This window comes from Bradyrhizobium sp. 18BD, assembly GCF_054185225.1.
The window spans coordinates 210,284-227,497 of record NZ_JAVAYL010000005.1; the positions used below are offsets into that span (position 1 = coordinate 210,284).

Annotated in this window: 21 protein-coding genes and 1 pseudogene; 8 read left to right on the top strand and 14 right to left on the bottom strand. The window is 62.8% G+C overall.

Going from position 1 to position 17,214, the window contains the following annotated elements:
* Window positions 1–8 precede the first annotated feature (8 nt).
* The gene (locus RAD16_RS11545; RefSeq protein WP_458157992.1) at window positions 9–344 is read right to left on the bottom strand and encodes a hypothetical protein; all 336 of its coding nucleotides are present in this window, start codon (window positions 342–344) and stop codon (window positions 9–11) included.
* Window positions 345–1,202: 858 nt separating this feature from the next.
* Here RAD16_RS11545 and RAD16_RS11550 point away from each other — a divergent pair.
* Window positions 1,203–2,729 carry an FAD-dependent monooxygenase gene (locus tag RAD16_RS11550; RefSeq protein WP_458157993.1) on the top strand — a complete coding sequence of 509 codons (1,527 nt, stop codon included), beginning with the start codon at window positions 1,203–1,205 and terminating at the stop codon, window positions 2,727–2,729.
* Between the two features lie 192 nt (window positions 2,730–2,921).
* Here RAD16_RS11550 and RAD16_RS11555 read toward each other — a convergent pair whose 3' ends face one another.
* On the bottom strand, window positions 2,922–3,242 hold the full coding sequence (locus tag RAD16_RS11555) for a hypothetical protein (protein ID WP_458157994.1): 321 nt from the start codon (window positions 3,240–3,242) through the stop codon (window positions 2,922–2,924).
* Window positions 3,243–3,763: 521 nt separating this feature from the next.
* Between RAD16_RS11555 and RAD16_RS11560 the strand changes: the two genes are divergently transcribed.
* A complete protein-coding gene (locus tag RAD16_RS11560; RefSeq protein ID WP_458158189.1) occupies window positions 3,764–4,177 on the top strand; it encodes a hypothetical protein in 414 nt (137 codons plus the stop codon).
* A 127-nt stretch (window positions 4,178–4,304) separates the two neighbouring features.
* Here RAD16_RS11560 and RAD16_RS11565 read toward each other — a convergent pair whose 3' ends face one another.
* Window positions 4,305–4,826 carry a hypothetical protein gene (locus tag RAD16_RS11565; protein WP_458157995.1) on the bottom strand — a complete coding sequence of 174 codons (522 nt, stop codon included), beginning with the start codon at window positions 4,824–4,826 and terminating at the stop codon, window positions 4,305–4,307.
* Window positions 4,827–5,225: 399 nt separating this feature from the next.
* Between RAD16_RS11565 and RAD16_RS11570 the strand changes: the two genes are divergently transcribed.
* On the top strand, window positions 5,226–5,426 hold the full coding sequence (locus tag RAD16_RS11570; RefSeq protein ID WP_458157996.1) for a hypothetical protein: 201 nt from the start codon (window positions 5,226–5,228) through the stop codon (window positions 5,424–5,426).
* Window positions 5,423–5,653: a hypothetical protein gene (locus tag RAD16_RS11575; protein WP_458157998.1), complete on the top strand. Its 231-nt coding sequence runs from the start codon at window positions 5,423–5,425 to the stop codon at window positions 5,651–5,653. The genes RAD16_RS11570 and RAD16_RS11575 overlap by 4 nt, the downstream gene beginning before the upstream one ends.
* A gap of 22 nt (window positions 5,654–5,675) precedes the next feature.
* Here the strand turns inward: RAD16_RS11575 and RAD16_RS11580 are convergent, their stop codons facing one another.
* The 6 genes from RAD16_RS11580 to RAD16_RS11605 form a co-directional block, all read right to left on the bottom strand.
* Complete coding sequence (locus RAD16_RS11580; protein WP_458157999.1) at window positions 5,676–5,930, bottom strand: hypothetical protein; 255 nt, start codon at window positions 5,928–5,930, stop codon at window positions 5,676–5,678.
* Window positions 5,931–6,083: 153 nt separating this feature from the next.
* Window positions 6,084–6,332, bottom strand: coding sequence for a hypothetical protein (locus RAD16_RS11585; protein WP_458158000.1), 249 nt, complete (start codon window positions 6,330–6,332; stop codon window positions 6,084–6,086).
* A 312-nt stretch (window positions 6,333–6,644) separates the two neighbouring features.
* Window positions 6,645–6,884: a hypothetical protein gene (locus tag RAD16_RS11590; protein ID WP_458158001.1), complete on the bottom strand. Its 240-nt coding sequence runs from the start codon at window positions 6,882–6,884 to the stop codon at window positions 6,645–6,647.
* A gap of 46 nt (window positions 6,885–6,930) precedes the next feature.
* Window positions 6,931–7,254, bottom strand: coding sequence for a hypothetical protein (locus RAD16_RS11595; protein ID WP_458158002.1), 324 nt, complete (start codon window positions 7,252–7,254; stop codon window positions 6,931–6,933).
* A gap of 4 nt (window positions 7,255–7,258) precedes the next feature.
* Window positions 7,259–7,462, bottom strand: coding sequence for a hypothetical protein (locus tag RAD16_RS11600; protein WP_458158003.1), 204 nt, complete (start codon window positions 7,460–7,462; stop codon window positions 7,259–7,261).
* Window positions 7,463–8,240: 778 nt separating this feature from the next.
* A complete protein-coding gene (locus tag RAD16_RS11605) occupies window positions 8,241–8,714 on the bottom strand; it encodes an N-acetyltransferase family protein (RefSeq protein ID WP_458158004.1) in 474 nt (157 codons plus the stop codon).
* 183 nt (window positions 8,715–8,897) lie between these two features.
* On the opposite strand from RAD16_RS11605, the gene RAD16_RS11610 reads away from it, so the two are divergent.
* Entirely contained in the window at window positions 8,898–9,083 is a 186-nt protein-coding gene (locus tag RAD16_RS11610; protein ID WP_458158005.1) for a hypothetical protein, read from the top strand.
* 462 nt (window positions 9,084–9,545) lie between these two features.
* Here RAD16_RS11610 and RAD16_RS11615 read toward each other — a convergent pair whose 3' ends face one another.
* The gene (locus RAD16_RS11615) at window positions 9,546–9,722 is read right to left on the bottom strand and encodes a DUF3606 domain-containing protein (protein ID WP_458158006.1); all 177 of its coding nucleotides are present in this window, start codon (window positions 9,720–9,722) and stop codon (window positions 9,546–9,548) included.
* A 582-nt stretch (window positions 9,723–10,304) separates the two neighbouring features.
* Between RAD16_RS11615 and RAD16_RS11620 the strand changes: the two genes are divergently transcribed.
* Window positions 10,305–11,036 carry a Crp/Fnr family transcriptional regulator gene (locus RAD16_RS11620; protein ID WP_458158007.1) on the top strand — a complete coding sequence of 244 codons (732 nt, stop codon included), beginning with the start codon at window positions 10,305–10,307 and terminating at the stop codon, window positions 11,034–11,036.
* Between the two features lie 18 nt (window positions 11,037–11,054).
* Here RAD16_RS11620 and RAD16_RS11625 read toward each other — a convergent pair whose 3' ends face one another.
* Complete coding sequence (locus RAD16_RS11625; protein WP_458158008.1) at window positions 11,055–11,735, bottom strand: phytanoyl-CoA dioxygenase family protein; 681 nt, start codon at window positions 11,733–11,735, stop codon at window positions 11,055–11,057.
* A gap of 259 nt (window positions 11,736–11,994) precedes the next feature.
* On the opposite strand from RAD16_RS11625, the gene RAD16_RS11630 reads away from it, so the two are divergent.
* Both RAD16_RS11630 and RAD16_RS11635 read left to right on the top strand, forming a co-directional pair.
* Window positions 11,995–13,278 carry an NRAMP family divalent metal transporter gene (locus RAD16_RS11630; protein ID WP_458158009.1) on the top strand — a complete coding sequence of 428 codons (1,284 nt, stop codon included), beginning with the start codon at window positions 11,995–11,997 and terminating at the stop codon, window positions 13,276–13,278.
* Window positions 13,279–13,785: 507 nt separating this feature from the next.
* A pseudogene (locus RAD16_RS11635) lies at window positions 13,786–14,980 on the top strand (mandelate racemase/muconate lactonizing enzyme family protein).
* Window positions 14,981–14,986: 6 nt separating this feature from the next.
* Here RAD16_RS11635 and RAD16_RS11640 read toward each other — a convergent pair.
* The 3 genes from RAD16_RS11640 to soxC all read right to left on the bottom strand — a co-directional run bounded on the left by RAD16_RS11640 (window position 14,987) and on the right by soxC (window position 17,189).
* Entirely contained in the window at window positions 14,987–15,271 is a 285-nt protein-coding gene (locus RAD16_RS11640; protein WP_458158010.1) for a hypothetical protein, read from the bottom strand.
* Between the two features lie 114 nt (window positions 15,272–15,385).
* Window positions 15,386–15,931, bottom strand: a complete 546-nt coding sequence (locus tag RAD16_RS11645; protein WP_458158011.1) for a c-type cytochrome — start codon at window positions 15,929–15,931, stop codon at window positions 15,386–15,388.
* Entirely contained in the window at window positions 15,918–17,189 is a 1,272-nt protein-coding gene (soxC, locus tag RAD16_RS11650) for a sulfite dehydrogenase (protein ID WP_458158012.1), read from the bottom strand. Before soxC ends, RAD16_RS11645 begins: the two co-directional genes overlap by 14 nt.
* Window positions 17,190–17,214: the final 25 nt, after the last annotated feature.

Consider the following 17,214-nt stretch of genomic DNA (forward strand, 5'->3'; position numbering starts at 1 on the left):
CCAGCAACTCAGCCATCGCGTCCCGTGTCACTACCCGGGCTTTCCGGATGAACGATGACGCGCTCGATCCGGTGAACCAGCTCCAGCGGGCCATCGTCTCCGTTCTCGATCGGCTGCGTGGCCTTGCCCCAGCCGCGATCGAGAATGGCGTTGGCCGCCGAGACGCGCGCCGCAGGTGTCGCGTCGTCGCTGCGCATGATGCCGACGAGGACGCGGAGCGCCGTCCTGGTGTGGCTGCGCGCGAGCGAGCGTATCTCGGTCAACGTTCGCGCCCTGGACGTCCTCTTTCGCGCGGGCGAGCGTGGCGGCTCGCTCGCGAGTTCGCCTTCGACCTCCTCGCTCACGAGAACGTCTCCCACAGCGCGATTGCAACAAGACCCGCAAGCGCGAGCGATATCAGATAGGCCGTCATCGTCCCTCCACGATAAACAAAATGCGCGGCAGATCGCGTGACGAAGCGCGATCGTTTCGGGCGCGAACCCTATCTCCGTTAAGCCCGGAGACCGCAGCGGCGCGGGCGAACAGCGCCCAGCGCCGCGAGGCCGGCACGTTCGCGCGTGCACGGCCAGCAATGGTTCGGACGATGGCACGCCGATCGGCGCTCCAGGAACGCGTATCAAGCGAGTGCGTGGCCGTGATGCGTGGGCCACCGTCCGATTCTGGAATTGGAAACGAATAAGCCCGCCGCGGATGCTTCCCGCGCGGGCGCTACGAACTTTTCGATGATGCCACTATGCCAGTGTTTTGCCCGACGGGTCAACCGATATTTTGATTAACCGAAATTGACCCGTGTGCGGGCGATCACGCAAGGACAAGACGAACTGCCTTAAGCCTCCGTCACATCCACTCTAGGAGGCGTCCGCCGATGAGATGATTGGTTGTCCTGCTCTCGCTGCTGATCACATTGTCTCCGGTGCTCGCCGACGAAGCTCGGGATTTCACCGGTGCCTGAGGATGCGGCTGGACGCTCCCGGGAAGCTAACTCCGCCCCGGCGCCGAAATGAAAAAGCCCGCCAGCGGATCGCTCCGCGCGGGCTGAACCAAACTCTTTCGATGATGCTATTCTGCCAGTGTTTTGCCCGACGTGTCAACCGAACGGCAAGTTCTTCCTCCCAACTCAACATGTGGTGCGCAACGGGCTTGCTTCAAGTCCCCGACCATCGCGTAGAACCCCCCAACCAACAAGTCGAGGGGGTCACGACATGCCTGTGTTGCTTCCGACGTCCCGGCCGCGCGGCCGTACCAGCGCAAATCGCGCGAGGCGCAACGATCATTCCGTCATCATCGCCGGCGCCGGCCCGACCGGGCTGATGCTGGCCGCGGAGCTCACGCTCGCGCAGATCGACGTCGCCGTGATCGAGCGGCGCGCGAACCAGGAGCTCATCGGCACCCGCGCCGGCGGGCTGCACGCGCGCACCATCGAGATCCTCGATCAGCGCGGCGTCGCGGACCGCTTCCTTTGCGAAGGACAGATCGTCCAGCTCGCCGGCTTCGCCTGGACCAGGCTCGACATCAGCGATCTCCCCACAAGGCACGCTTACGGGCTCGCCCTGCGGCAGAGCCGCATCGAGCAGATCCTGGCCGACTGGGTCGAAGAGCTCGCGGTGAAGATCTATCGGAACACGGAAGTCACCGGGTTCGTCCAGGACGCCACCCACGTCGACGTCGATCTATCCAGCGGCGTGTCATTGCGTACAAACTATCTCGTCGGCTGCGACGGCGGCCGTAGCCCGGTGCGCAAGACCGCCGGCGTCGACTTCGTCGGCTTCGAGCCGACGCTCAGCAACCTCATGGCCGAGGTCGAGATGACGGCAGAGCCCGCATGGGGCCTGCGCCACGACGCGCTCGGCTTCCACGGCCTCAGCAAAGCGGAGAGCGGCCGCGTGCTGGTCCTCGTGACGGAAGCAACGCTCGACCGCACCGGCGAGCCCACGCTCCCCGATCTCGGCGACGCCCTCGTCGCCGTGTACGGCACCGATTTCGGGGCCCACAACCCGTCCTACATCTCCCGCTTCACCGACGCGAGCCGGCAGGCTTCGTCCTATCGCAAGGGACGCGTGCTGCTCGCCGGCGATGCCGCGCATATCCATCACTCCGTCGGCGGACAGGGCCTCAATATCGGCATGCAGGACGCCGTCAATCTCGGCTGGAAGCTGGCGCAGGTGGTCAAGGGCATGTCGTCAGACAGCCTGCTCGATACCTATCATGCCGAACGCCACCCGGTCGGCGCGCGCTTGCTGCGCAACACCATGGCCCAGATCGCCCTGCTCCGCCGCAACGACGACGGCCGCAAGGCCGCGCGCGACGTCGTGTCGGATCTGCTCGCCATGGACGAGCCGCGACAACGCATCGGCGCGATGATGAGCGGGCTCGACATCCGCTACGATCTCGGCGACGGACATGCCCTGCTCGGACGCCGCATGCCCGATCTCGACCTGACGATCGAAGGGCGCGCGACAAGGCTGTTCACGCTGCTGCACGACGCGCGCGGCGTGCTGCTCAATTTCGGCGAGGCGTGGACCCTCGACCTTGCTCCCTGGGCAGATCGTATCGAGTTCATCGATGCCATTTACGACGGCCCGTGGGAGCTTCCCGCCATCGGGCAGGTCGCAGCGCCAAAGGCCGTGCTGGTGCGTCCCGACGGGCATGTGGCCTGGGTCGGAGACGAGCGCCAGCACGGGCTTGCGAACGCGCTGATCACCTGGTTCGGGACGGCCGCTGCGACGTAGATATTCGGCTGAGAATTCGCACGCCCGCCGGGTCAACGCGGACTGGCTCGCTCTTGACGGCCTCAGATGGTGCGGCGTCCCGCACATACGATAGTGCCTCCCGCATCCACTGAGGCCAAGCGGCCAGATTTAATTCCTGTTTCGCCGGCGCCGCTGTGGGCGCCCCTGAAGGAGGCATCGGCGGTTTCGTGATCATCGCAGCACCTTCTCGAGAGGTGCAGCCGCTTGCGGCGCTTGCAGCGCTTCACGGTCGTTGATCTCGTTGGTGAGTGCCGGAGGTTGGTTCGGATGGACAATGACGCGCTCGATGCGATGTATCATTTCGAGCGGGCCTTCATCAGCGGCCAATGGCTGCACCGGCTTACCCCAGCCCCAAGCCAAGAGAGCGTTCGCGGCGGCCACACGCGCAAACGCATTGGCGGTCTCTCTGAACATGATTGCGGCTAGCACGTTGATCGCGGCCTCGGTCTTGCTTCTTGCCAAAGTCCGAATTTGCGCCAGCGTTGGAGCCAAGAGATCTTCTTTGACACTACGTTGAGCGACGGGAGGTGGAAGCTCCGTCCGCCTTTTGAATCTAGTCATTTCAATTACCCTATGATTGCAAATGCATCTCCGAAAACAAAAAATCCCGCAGCGGATTTCTCCGCGCGGGGTAACCACACCTTTCAACGATACGAGTATGCCAGTGTTTTGCCCGCCGCCGCAAGCTCTTTAAAGCGGCCCCGGCGTGGGACGGGGGACACGTCGCGTCGGAGCCGCCATTCCAGCCGGCCAATCGGCGGTATGCCGGCGCGAAATCAAGCGTGTGCTGGAACTGAAAGTTCCTAACGCCCTTTGCGCCCGAGTTTGCGCTCGACCTTCTTTCTGCTGCTGCCGAGCTTCTTGGCCGCTTTCTTCACAGCCGACGCGGAGCCGACAGAGCGCTGAGTCCTGAACGTTTTCCACACCCACGAGAAGCAGTAGCCCAACGCCACCGGCACCCCCTAGGAATCGATGATTTGCCAACAGCGCAAGCTCATGACCTCTATGCCGGGATGACCACGAAGTCGCGCGAATATCTCTTTGGCACTCAGATCAAGATGTCGGCCGAGCGTGCCAAGGAAGCGCGCAAGGAGGCTGACAAGCTCGCCTGCGTAGCGTGGAACGAGCGGATGCTCGGCTACAAAGGTCCCGCGCAGCCATCGCCGACCATCGGAGATGCGATCAATGCGGGATACCTTTACCTCGAGGTCCGTTGTCTCGGCTGCGACACCAACCAGACCGTGGCGCTCGACATCATCCGGCGACCCAAAACGACGCCGGTGCATGAACTCGAACGGTACCTGCGGTGCAAAGACTGCTCCCAGTTGAGACATTACCCCTACAAGCGAAGTTCGCTTGTGGCGCTAAGGCCGACGAAAATCTCGGCTAGCCACCCCGCATCTCACTGGTGGCCCGGCGAACGCTAGGCCGTGTACCCATAAACCCGGCGGCGTGATGCGACTAAAAGCAATGTCTGCTTTGCCCCTCTAGCGACCGACTTCGGGCGGCAGCGCAATATGTCGCGATGGGCCACAAGCAGACCCGATCGGGTACTTAGGGTTTGGTCCACTCCGGGCCAGTACCGGTAAGGCGGCACTCACGGACACCAAACTCGTTTTTCACGCACTTTGCGGTACCAAAAATGTCCGTTTGCTTTTGCGAGAAGTCTTTGGACCACGCTCGCATGTCAGCCCTCTCGATTGCTTCTAACATAACTCCGCGCTGAGGATCGTCACGAAGCTTTCCGAGAACGATACCCTGCCCGATGCCAACGCGGGTGCAGCCTCCCTTGTAGACAAATATCCTCAAGTACTTGGCATCGACTGATCCCTTGATCACTCGATCAACCCGCGCGTTCATTAAGATCATCTGATCGCCACGGGCGTCGCCCACTTGCGTCTGGTCATAGATGGTCGCTTCTATGACGACCGGTGCGTCGATGTCGGTCGGAACGTGCTCGAATAAAATGCCTCGTTCTGTACTTGGCATGCAGGCAACTGCGCTGGTGCAAGCAACGCAATAGACGGTCAAGCTGAGCGCCCACGCACGCATATCGGCAAGCCAGTCGTTAATCATTGCGGGACGATGCCAACTCTCAGCGAAGTCTGCAATGGGTCATTTTCGACGCATTTGGCAGAGATTGAGGACTGGTTGATGTCCGCTCCTGTCCGTAAGCGCCGTATTCGCATTCGTTCAACTCGCGTCAATCAGGCTATGGCTGCGCCTTAATGAGTCCGCGTCCTAGCACGCTTTGGAAGCAATGCAGCAGAGCCAGGTCCGAAGATGAGTAACCCACTCAAACCGCTCAAAAACCGCCACAACCCGCGCTCGAATTTTCTGCCGGCGACCAACATTTGATAGTGCCCCGCACTGCCAGCAGGGCTATGGTTAACCCATCACCGCAAGGCCCGTGGCATCAATCGGTGATGAGAACGCCCGTTGCGCTCCCGCCTCACGCGAACAGGGAGCAGCGCCATGTTCAGGCGCCGTCGTTTCAAACAGACCAGGACTCTCAACCAGCGGCTCGAAGACGAGGCGCGACGCCTGCGCGACGAGGCGCGCGCGCTGCCGCCGGGACGCCGTCGCGAGCTGCTGCTGCGCCGGGCGCGGCAGGACGAGATGGCGATGCGGATCGAGGCCTGGCTGCATTCGCCCGGCCTGAGGGCGCCGACATGAGCCAGCATTATCGCGCCTACCTCGTCGGCGAGAACGGCATCTTTCAATCAGCCGAAGCTTTCGAGGCGCAGTCCGATGCGGACGCGCTCGTCGTCGCGCAGCAATACACGCGCCGGGGCGACGTCGAGGTCTGGCAGCTCGGCCGCAAGATCGGCCTGCTCAGGGGACCAGGCCATTCGCCACCGAACGCGCCGCCGGAGCGGCGCGAGCCGGTGGTTCGCCACTAAAGCGCGATGAGATGCGGACCGGTCAGGCTGCGTGCGACAGCCCCGCCCGCCCGGTCCGCGCCTCCAGCAAGGCGATCGATATCCGCAGATTGTCCCGGCGCGCGCGCAGGTTCTGGGCCAGCATGGAATAGGTGGAACTGGCGGGATCGGCATTGCCGGCTTTGCGCTCCTCCTCGAGGAGGTCGCCCTCGAGCATCTGAACCCGCCATTGCAGGTCGGAAATCAGCGCGTGGAGCTGGAGGGACGCGGTCGCTTCGAAACGGGACGCTGCTTGCATGTTAATCGCCTCAATCTGGGTCAGCCCGCAGGATAGGGCCGGGATTGAGACGGTATGCAGCAAGAGGGATGCCAAGCAGGACCTCTGAACAGGACCTCTGAACAGGACCTGGCGCCGTTCACGCGAACGAGAGCGGCGAAGTGGGGCCGGCGCTCAGTCCTCCGCAAGCTTGCCTTCGATATAGGCGTCCACCGTTTCGGCGAAGGAGCGCTGCACGCCGACGGCGGCGACATGGAGGTCGAGCGCATCACGCTGGAGCACGCGCAGGCCGCGTCCGCGGGCGCTGACCGGCGCCGTGTTGAAATATTGGTCGATGGCGCCCTTGGCCTGCGGGATCGCCTTCGGATCGCCCCTTGCGATCAGAAGACGCAGGAGGCTCTGGCATTCGGCCAAGCCGGGCATGGATGTCGCCTCAGCCGTGTCGCTTCAACCCTGCCGCGACTTCGGCTTCGGCCGCTTGACGGGCTGGGTGTGGGTGCCGAACAGCATCAGCAGAAACGCGACTTCTTCCTTCGAACCGACCTGGATCATGATTGTCTCCTTTTCGCTTCGTTGGTCGAGGCGAGCAGGAAAGGCGTTCAGGACAATCGGGTTTCAGGATTGTTTCAGGACGGTTTCGTCGCCTGCGGCGATGGCTCGAAGGGCATCGAACTTCGCCGTGGGCCAGGAAGAGACATCCTGCGACAAGCAGGGGGTCGCGCCGGGGGTGCATTCTCATTCCGACGAAATTTTGTAAACGTCACCTGGCTCGAGGTTGATTTCTTCGAAGGTCCTTTGCTGCTCTTCAGTAAGGACGGTAGGTAGAATTCGTGCTGTCCAACCTTCCGGCACGGCTGCCAGGACCAGCGTCACCGCCTGCTTGGGCTTAGCCAGAGCAAGCCATATCTCCGTCGTTGCCCCCGAATCCGAGGTCACCTCGACGATAGTAAACTCATGACCGAACGACTCTGCCATGAAGGGTCAACGCAAGCCCGAGGCGACAGTTGCTCGTTGAAGTGGCTCACTCGGGCGGCTTTAATCCAGGCGATCGTAGCCATTCGTTCATGTGCGAGCCGGTCTCGGATTGGCGAGCCTTGCGCATGACTTGCTCGCGCGAAGGCCCGGGCGGAATCAGCGTAGCTTCGCGCAAGCGCTTTGCATCTGACGCTTGCTCGGCCTCCATCCGCGCAATTGCTCTTTCCAGTTCGGAGGCGAGGACCCTGTAGTGGGCAACGACTCTTGCGAAGGCCGCGCGCTTGGTCTGCGATTTCGCCGCAGCCGTCAACTCCTCGCACTTCCCAATCTGCTCGCGCAAGGTCGCGAGATGTTCGAGCACATCTTTCATTCGGCTACTCCGGAGGTTGCAGGCCGGGAGATTTCAGCCACTCGCTCATATGCGAGCCGGTTTCACACTGACGGGCCTTCCGCAACACGTCCTCGCGCTTGGCGCCATGCGGGAGACTTTTGGCCTCTTCACGCAGGCGTATCGCCTCCTTGCTCAGTCGTTCTTCCAATGTTTCGGTTTGCGTGAAACGACGCCGACGCGGGGTCATGGCGCTGCTCCCTGTTTGAGTAGGCGGGAGCGCTACGGTGCGTTCTCATCACCGATAAAGGCCGGGGGTCGCTCGGTGGTGATCAGAGTGTGGGGCCCGAACGGTGATGACACCAGTGATATATTTCGTTCCCAGGCGCGGAACTATCCAGGAAATACTCAAGTTCCGTAAAACACGTCATTTGCGCCGAAGGCGAGTTAGCACAGTCGGCACATCAACTTAGACGCTTCCTGTGCTGTCCACTGAACGTCGGAGAATGACCGACGTGAAGCAGGTCAGGATACTTTGGGCGAGCTTCAACAAAGATGCCGCAAGGGCGGTTCTTCGAGCGACGTCCGCAACGGGGCCGGAAGCAGACTGACCGCTCACCAGCCCGGTTGAGCTGGTGGACTAGGCCAATCGGATCGCAGGTTGTTCGGGTTATTCCGGTCGAATAAGTCCTGCCTAATAACGCCGCTCGGGCGAGAATCAATTGAGGATGGGATTCGGCGAGGCTCGTGGCTTGGTGCGATTACGAGCCCGGGACGCGCGGCGCAATTAGCGGGATAGCCAACGTCGTGGCAGTAGACTGCGGCGCTTCCCGCTCCAGTGCTTCCAGTCAGAAAGCCAATTGTCAGCAACGCCGACAACGCGATTGGTCGCTCCATTTTTGGCCTCCCGTGGCCAACTCAAATCCCGCAGCCAATTTACCAACAGCATGATCGCAAAATAAGTGTGGCGCCATACAAAATTGCAGGATTTCGGCGGCCCACGAGCGGAAGTGGTCGATGGACGTGTGCTAGCTGGTGAGAACCTTGGTCATGCACCAGAACGCGACATCGGTTTGCCCATGCTCACCGGCAACCTGTTCCACGATGTCCGCCTTGTGGTGCCAGCCCATGCGCTCGTAGAAGCGGCGCGCACGGTCATTGCCAACGGCACAGTGCAGCTCCGCCTCGGCAATGCCTTCCCTGGCCATCTCGATTTCGGCGGCTGTCAGCAGGTTTGGCGCGACGCCCGTCCCTCGATGCGGCAGCGCTACGAAAAGCTGGCCCAAATGCCCGCCTCTCCACGCCGAAAACGCCACGACCTCTTCGTTCAGCTCCGTGACCAAAGTCGACTGCGAGAGTGCCGTCATCCTCTCCACGAAGAACTCCATCGACCGGCGGATCATTTCCGCACGGGGCATGAAGGCAGCGTGGGTCTCGTGCCAAACCGCGTGATAGAGAGCAGCCACCCGGGAGATATCTGACGCGCGGGCACGCCGGATCATCGCGCTTTTCTCCAGTTGGCGGCAAACCACGCGTGGCGATCCTGACATCATGCCAGTGCTTTGCCCGACGGCGCAAACTTTAATCAAATGCGGACGACCGGATTCGGCGGAACGAAATCTGTTCGCGCCAAGCTGAGACATGTCGCCCAAGGGCGCAGGGTCGAAACGCTTCGGAGAGAGACGATGTACTACGTCGCTGGTGCATTGCTGGGACTGTCAGGACTGTTCTACTCCGCCGGCCGTCACGAGCTCGGCCAGTTCGGCTCGGACGTGTGCAGCTATGGCAGCGTGTTCTGCGACAGCCCGGTGCTGCTCTTCACCGGCGCGGCGCTGGCGGGCGCCTGGGGCATGTTCGTCAGCGTCAAGTAGCGGGCCACCCGCGCGCCACTGCGGCCGTCCGTGCGATAGACCAGCGCGGCGCAAAACGGGCTCTCGGTTGGCCTCGATCGCCATGTCGGACCGCACGGCGTCCGTTCCTGCTATTCGGGCGGTGTTAGACCGGGGGATGTGAGCCATTCGCTCAGCTGCGAGCCGGCCTCGGTCTGGCGGGCTCTGCGAAGCATCTGTTCGCGTTCGGCACCGGGTGGAAGCGATGCGGCCTGTTCACGGAGGCGTTTTGCGTGTTCGGCAAGGCGCTGTTCAAGGGAATCGATTTGCTTGAAACGTCGGCGACGCTGCATGGCAATACCTCGTCTGGTTACGGGTCCTAACCGTTGGGTTCGAGTTCGCGCATTAAATATGCCGCACCACTGATTTTCGTTCCGGCCGGAGCCGGTCGAAAAAATGGTGAGGATGATCGGCCTGGACGCGTCTTGCTAGATCCTGGCCTAGTCAGCCCAGACCCAGCTCCTTGCGGACGGTGGCGGCGGAATTGCCGACCTTGTCGACGGCCTTCTGCAGCTCCTCCCTGGAGACGCCGAGCGCGTGGGCCCAGTACTTGACCTCGAACGCCTCGTGCATGTTGATCTTGCTGCGGTCCGGCTGCTCGCGCTTCGTCAATTGGTCCATGCGGCTCGTCCTCGTTCTCCCCGGGAAAACGCGAACGTGAACCTGCCGTTCCTAAACAGCCGGCTCGCACGGACTTACACCCGTCACAAGCGCCTTCTACGTCACACGCTCAGCCAGAGCATCGAGGCGAGCACCGCCGAGAACACGAACAGCGTGATGATGGCGACTCTGAAAATCAGGTCGGCGGCCATGAGCCCCCCTTCCATGCCCAACGTTCATGCCCGAACGGCGGATGGTCGCGGGTCCCCGGTCTTCGGCCTTTCGAAAAGCCTGACTGAGGCGCGACATCCTCACGGACCTGCGTTGGTGACAGCCCGTGAATTGGCAGCGAATTGGCAGCGCAACGGGACAACCGCCGGTTGGTTCCTATTTCGGAACGCCTTCGTGACAAATGTTAAGTGACGGCGCGCGCGGCCCGGCCCCCCGCGACTTAACATTTGTTGTATTCGCCGCTTTTGGAAACGGATCGTCCACAATGTTGCGAAGCGGCGACGGCTCAATTTAACCTTTGTTGTCAACAGCAAGGCCGCCTTTGTGCTTTTTGACTCCCGACGCGCCCCGGCGCGTGGGGGATCAAGTGAAGTGACAAGCGACAGGATTTGGCCGCCGCTGTTCGAGCGCCTGAAAACGACGACGGGCGCTGCCGAAGCGGATCTGCAGGCTCTGGCCGCGCTGCCCTTCACCCTGCGCCATTACCGCGAAAACCAGACCGTCCTGCACGACGGCGAGCAGCCGAACGAGTGCTGCCTGATCGCCGACGGCTTCTGCGTCCGCTCCAAGACGATCGCGGACGGACGGCGGCAGATCCTGTCGATCCATATTCCCGGCGACCTGCCCAATTTGCAGAACCTGCATTACGAGACCGTGGATCACGACCTCGTCGCGCTGTCCGATTGCATGCTCGCCTTCATCGGCCACAGGGCGCTGAAGGACCTGATCCGGGAGCGGCCGGGCGTGGCCGACATGTTCTGGCGCGACACGCTGGTGGATGCCGCCATTTCCCGCGAGTGGATCGTCAATGTCGGCCAGCGCTCGACCGACAGCCGGCTGGCGCATCTCATCGTCGAGCTGCGCGAGCGGCTTCGCATCGTCGGCCGCGTCATCGACAACACCTTCGCCATCCCACTGACGCAGGAGCAGCTCGGCGAGGCCATGGGCGTCACCAGCGTTCACACCAACCGCATCCTGCGCGATCTCCGCATCGACGGCGTGCTGGAGCTGCAGCGCGGCACGGTGACAATTCTCAACGAGCACAAGCTCCAGGAGCTTGCGCAGTTCGACGGGCGCTATCTGCATCTGTCGCCGTCGTCCTGAGCGGACGCAACAGCGCGCTCAGGGAACGAACACCTCGCTGGTGTCCATGCGCACGTTGCGGATGGTGCGGCACGCCTCGAAGGCCGCGCGATTGCCTTCCTGCATGAAGCTCAGCAGCAGCGAGCGCCGCCGCGCGCCTGACAGGTTGCAGGTCGCCCCGTGCGGCAGGTCGGCGTCGAACACCAGAATGTCGCCCGCCTCGCCCGCAATGATCAGGGACAGGCTCTCCCGCTCGCCTTGCTCGAGATCTCCGGGATCGCGATGACGCGGGATCACGCGCGTCGCGCCATTGTCCGGCCCATAGGCATCGAGGAACACCAGCGCGGCGACGGCCTTCGCGCCGGCGCCATCGCGGTGCAGCGGCTGGTGGCCGCCGTCCTTCAGCGGTTCGCGGCCCTCGACCTGGGCAAGAAAGAACGGACCGCCCAGCATCTGCGCGCCCGCCGCCAGCAAGGGCGGCAGCCGGCAGGTTCGCTGCACAATGGCATCGAGATCGACGAGGGCATGGCGCCAGCCGGCGCCGCGGGGCGCGGCCCATTGATTGCCGCTCCCCACGCCCGCATCGAAGGCCTGGCACAGCGCATCGCGCCACGCCTCAGGCACCGCTCCGCGCAGCAGCAGGTAACCGTCACGGTCGAGATGAGCGGCCTGCTCGGCGTTCAGCGGCTCGACCTTCGTGGGAGGCGGATTATGGCTCATGCCGCTCCCTACAACCTCAACGTGCTGCAGGCAAGCCGGCGCGAGCGTGCGAGTTGAAAACAAGCTTTGAGCAAGAAGCGCGACAGATGTCGACGCGGGCGATGATGAAACTCTACCACTGTTTTGCCCGACGGGTCAAATTCGCTTCGTATAATCGGAAATGACGGCCATTGCCGATTATTCCCGGACCGACGAGGAACCTATGTTCCCTGCCCGGCATTTGCTATGAGAACGCCGCCCCGATCGAGTCCTCCCATCCATGCGTCCCCACCCCAAGCCCACGAAATCCGCGCCGACGCTGCTGCAACGACTCGGCCCCGGCCTCATCACGGGTGCGGCCGACGACGATCCGTCGGGCATCGCCACCTATTCGCAGGCCGGCGCGCAATTCGGCTACGGCCTGCTCTGGACGGTGTTTCTCACGCTGCCGTTCATGATCGCGATCCAGCTCGTCAGCGCGCGGATCGGCCGGGTCACCGGCAAGGGGCTGGCGGCGAACGTGCTGCAGCTCGCGCCGCGCTGGATCGTGCTGGGGCTCGTTGCGCTGCTGGTCATGGCCAACACGTTCAACATCGCCGCCGACATCGCGGCGATGGCCGAGGCGCTCTCGCTGGTGATCGGCGGGCTCAATCACGAGCACGCGCTGATCTTCGCGGCGGGCTCGACCCTGCTCCAGGTGTTCGTGCCCTATCGCCGCTATTCGCCGGTGCTGAAATTCCTGACGCTGTCGCTGTTCGCCTATGTCGCCACCGCCTTCACCGTGAAGATCCCATGGAGCACGGCGCTGCTCGCCGCGGTGTGGCCGAAGGCGAATGTCAGCGGCGACTATTTCCTGATGGTCGTCGCCGTGCTCGGCACCACCATCAGCCCCTACCTGTTCTTCTGGCAGGCCTCGCAGGAGGTCGAGGAGATGAACCAGGGCAAGCGCGACAAGCCGCTGCGCGACCTTCCGAGCGGCGGCGATCCCGAGATCGCACGCATCAGGGCCGACACCATCGTCGGCATGCTGCTGTCGAATACCATCGCCTTCTTCATCATCCTGACTACGGCCTCGGTGCTGAACGCCAATGGCGTCACCAACATCAATTCGGCAACGCAAGCCGCCGAAGCGCTGCGGCCGCTCGCCGGCGATTTCACCTTCGCGCTGTTCGCGCTCGGCATCATCGGCACGGGACTGCTGGCGATCCCCGTGCTGGCGGGCTCGGCGGCTTACGGCGTTGCGGAGATCTTTGGCTGGCGCGCCACGCTGGAGGCGAAGCCCGAGAAGGCGGTCGGCTTCTATACGATCATCGCGGCCGCAACCATCATCGGCTTCGGCCTCGGCTTTACCGGGATCGGCCCGATTCACATGCTGGTGTGGAGCGCCGTGCTCAATGGCATCGTCGCCGTTCCGATCATGGCGATGATGATGCTGATCGTCGCGAGCACCGCCATCATGGGCCGCTTCAAGGCCCGCTCATGGCTGGTCGTGCTGGGCTGGCTCGGCACGGCCATCATGGCGCTGGCCGTTCTCGCTTTGCTCGGCTCGTCGCTGGTCGGCTGAGCTAGAGCGGCGACAACGCCGCCGAGATTTGCGATGCGATAATGAAGGCCGCGAACACGGCCGGCACGCTGATGAACCGCAGGAACTGGTCTACCGAAAGCATCGTTGTCTCCCCCAAAGACAAAAGCACCCTTGCCCGTAGCGCTACTCCACCCCTTGCGCGACGTGCTGGTCGGCGGTCAGAAACCGATCGGAAACGGCGGCCCCACTCATGGTGAGAAGCGCCAGAACGGAAATCATGGCTAGAAACTGCATGCCCTCTGGATGGGGTCCGATTGTGGCCAAATAAGTCTGGGCTTGGCGCAATTTCGGGACGATCCCGGGCAAGATCATGTCTATCCCCGCCGGATTCCACAGGCTTTTCCCGCAAAGCGGCCGGCTGGCACTTTCGGTCGCGCCTCGGCGGGCTTCACGGCGATCAACCGCTAGCCTAACAATTGCAGCTGGGGCCAGGCTTGTGTCCGGGCAACAAGAACAACAAGGCCCGGCTGGGCCACAGGGAGCGTCATGACCAAATCCTCAAAAGCAACAAGCCTCGAAATCCTTGCCTGCGATGCCGGCTGGCGAAACTATCATTTCGTCAAGCTGACGACCGAAGACGGCGCTGTCGGCTGGAGCGAGTTCGACGAGGGCTTTGGCTCGCCCGGCGTCGGCGCTGCGATCCAGCGCCTGTCCACCCGCGTCATCGGGCAGAATGTGTTTCAGCACGAACGGATCTATGCCGAGCTGTTCGCCGCCACCCGCCCCGCAGGCGCTCGGCGCAATCGAGAATGCGCTGCTCGACGCCAAGGCCAAGTGCCTTGGCGTCCCCTGCTATGAACTGCTTGGCGGCAAGATCCGCGACAGCGTCCGGGTCTACTGGTCGCATTGTGCGACGTGGCGGATCAACCATCCGTCCTGGTACAAGCCGCCGATCGAAAACCTCGACGGCGTCAAGGCGATGGGGCGCGAGGTGCGCGAGAAGAAATTCACCGCGCTCAAGACCAACATCCTTTCCTACGACGACGGCAAGCCGACGGGCTGGCGGCCCGGCTTCGGCTCGCCCTTCTCGCCGGAGATCAATGTCGACCGCAAAATCCTGCGCGATCTGCGCATGCATCTGGAGGCGATCCGCGACGGCGCCGGCCCCGATGTCGACATCCTGCTCGACTGCAATTTCAACGCCAAAACCGAAGGCTATCTGAAAATTCTCCGCACTATCGCCGACTTCGACATGTTCTGGATCGAGATCGACAGCTTCAACCCGGAAGCGCTCGGCTATATCCGCAGGCAAAGCCCGCATCCGATCTCGTCCTGCGAAACACTATTGGGTCTGCGTGAATTCCTGCCCTATTTCCACTTGCAGGCGATGGACGTCGCGATCATCGACACGCCCTGGAACGGCGTCTGGCAATCGATGAAGATAGCCGCCGCCGCGGAAGCCTTCGAAGTCAACGTCGCACCGCATAATTTCTACGGCCATCTGTGCTCTATGATGAACGCGCATTTCTGCGCCGCGGTGCCGAACCTGCGCATCATGGAGATCGACATCGATCGCCTGGCGTGGGACCGCGAGCTCTTCACGCACGAGCCCGATATCCAGAACGGCCATCTGGTCATTCCGGACCGTCCGGGCTGGGGCACCGAGCCGAACGAGGAGGCATTGCGCGCGCATCCGCCGAAGACGAGCGGCGGGCTCCTCAACTACGGGCGCAAGGGCTGAGGCGGATTACGGCGTCACGGGATTGACGGTCGGGGACGTCTTCGGCCCCGGCCGCTCCGGCTCGACCGGCGATTTCGGTTCGGTCGGAAGCACTCTGGCACCAGCGGCATGCGCAGCCTCGCCCGTGGTCGCGTACATCGCGACATGCGCTGGCTGGGTTTTGGCGCGATTCCACGGGCCGTGGTCGACGATCAACATCGCGGCGATCGTCAAGCCGGCCACAATCAGCGCAATCACGCCAGGATGGCGAAGTGCTGAAGAAATGGAGTTTGCTAAGCGATCCGTTGCCATCGAAGAGTCCGTGTCTTTTCCTCTCACAGGTTAATTCAATTGGGTCCTGCGAGTTCCGGTCTTGCCTTAAGCAAGTTCCGAGCCATTGCACGGAACTTGGCCAGCGCGATGCGTTCACTTTTTCACGTCCGGACGTGCATCGCCGACGAACTTGTCGCGATTTGGCATTTTTACGGCCGCAAGCGATTTCGCATCGAGCGTCGCATCGAGGCCCACCAGCCCATTCAGATTGAGGATAAAGGCGGACACGGCGTAGACATCCTCGTCGCTGAGCGACTGTGGTGCATTCTGCGGCATCGCGCGACGGATATAGTCGAACAACGTTGGCGCATAAGGCCAGTAGCTGCCGACGGTCCGGATCGGTTTCGGCGTTCCGATCGTGCCTTGACCTCCGACGAGTCGGTCCCCCAATCCACCCTCGCCCTTGTCGCCGTGGCACGAAGCACATTGCTGGGCGAACACTTCGCGTCCGTGGCCGACCGAACCGCTTCCCTTCGGCAGATTGCTGCCGTCGCGCCCAACGTCGATATTCCAGCCCGCGATCTCGGCGGCCGTCGCCACCCTCCCGATGCCGTAAGCGCCCTGCGCCTGCGCCCCGCCTGTCGAGGCGCCGCCGAGCAGGAGCCCAAAGGCGATACCGCAAATCTCACGCCAGCGCATTGGTCACCTCGCCGTCAGCCGCGATGCGCCAGGGCCAGATCGCGTTGTTGTGGTAGAAATAGTTTTCGCCGCGTACCGCGAGCAACTCGGCTAACGTCGGCTGCACGTACCCAGTCTCGTCGATGGCACGACTCTGGATCACGGCGGGCTTGCCGTCCCATTGCCAGGGTAAGCGGAAGCGTGTCAGGGCACGCGTCAGCACCGGCTCTTGCAGTCGCGCTTCCTGCCAGCTCTTGCCGTCATTGACCGACACCTCCACGCGCGCGATCCTGCCATGACCGCTCCAGGCGATGCCGGTGATCTCGTGGAAGCCGGGTGCGTTCAGGCGCTGACCACCGGATGGACGCGTGATGATCGATTTTGCCTCCATGTAGAAGGAAAACTCGCGAGCCGTGCCGTCCGGCAGCAGGTCCGTGTATTTGGAAGTCTCCTCGCGTGAATAAACCGGCTCCGCGGTTACATGCAGTCGGCGCAACCATTTCACGCTCATATTGCCTTCGAAGCCCGGCAGGAACAGCCGCAATGGATAGCCTTGCTGGGGACGCAGCCGCTCGCCGTTCTGGCTGTAAACCAGCATGGCATCCTCGAGGCACTTCTCGGTCGGAATGCTCCGCGTCAGCGCAGCAGCGTCGGCGCCTTCGGCGACCACCCATTTGGCGTCGGGCTTCAACCCGGCCTCCTGGAGCACCAGCTTCAGGCTGACGCCGGTCCATTCCGCGCAGCTCACCAGACCCACGAGGTCCGATGCCGTCTTGCCATAGGGCTTGCTGTAACCGGGATTTCCGGAGCACTCGAGAAAATGGATGCGCGACTCCGACGGAAAACGCCGCAGGTCGTCCATCGTGAAGATCAGCGGGCGCTCGACCAAGCCATGCAGCATCAGCCGGTGCTGCGCCGGGTCGATCGTCGGAACGCCGCCATGATGCCGCTCGTAAAACAACCCGTTCGGCGTGATGATGCCATCGAGATCCTGCAATGGCGATCGGCTGGAGGCAGAGACATATTGCTTGAGGGTCTTCGAGATGTTTCTGACGACGCCCTTCTCGAACGGTGATGGCGTTCCATAGAGCTGGCCTCCCGTTGGATCGCCCGGCGCCTTCATCCATTCGGGAACGTTGGGCGGAAGGTTGTCGGGCTCCGCGGCCGCCGCTGTGCCCGCACCGAGCACGGCACCTCCAAGCGCTGCCGTGCCGGCCATCAGGAAACGGCGGCGTGTGGCCGTTGCGGGATCATCGTCGGAATGGATCGTGCTGCTCATGACGGGCCCTCGGCTGGCGCTGAGC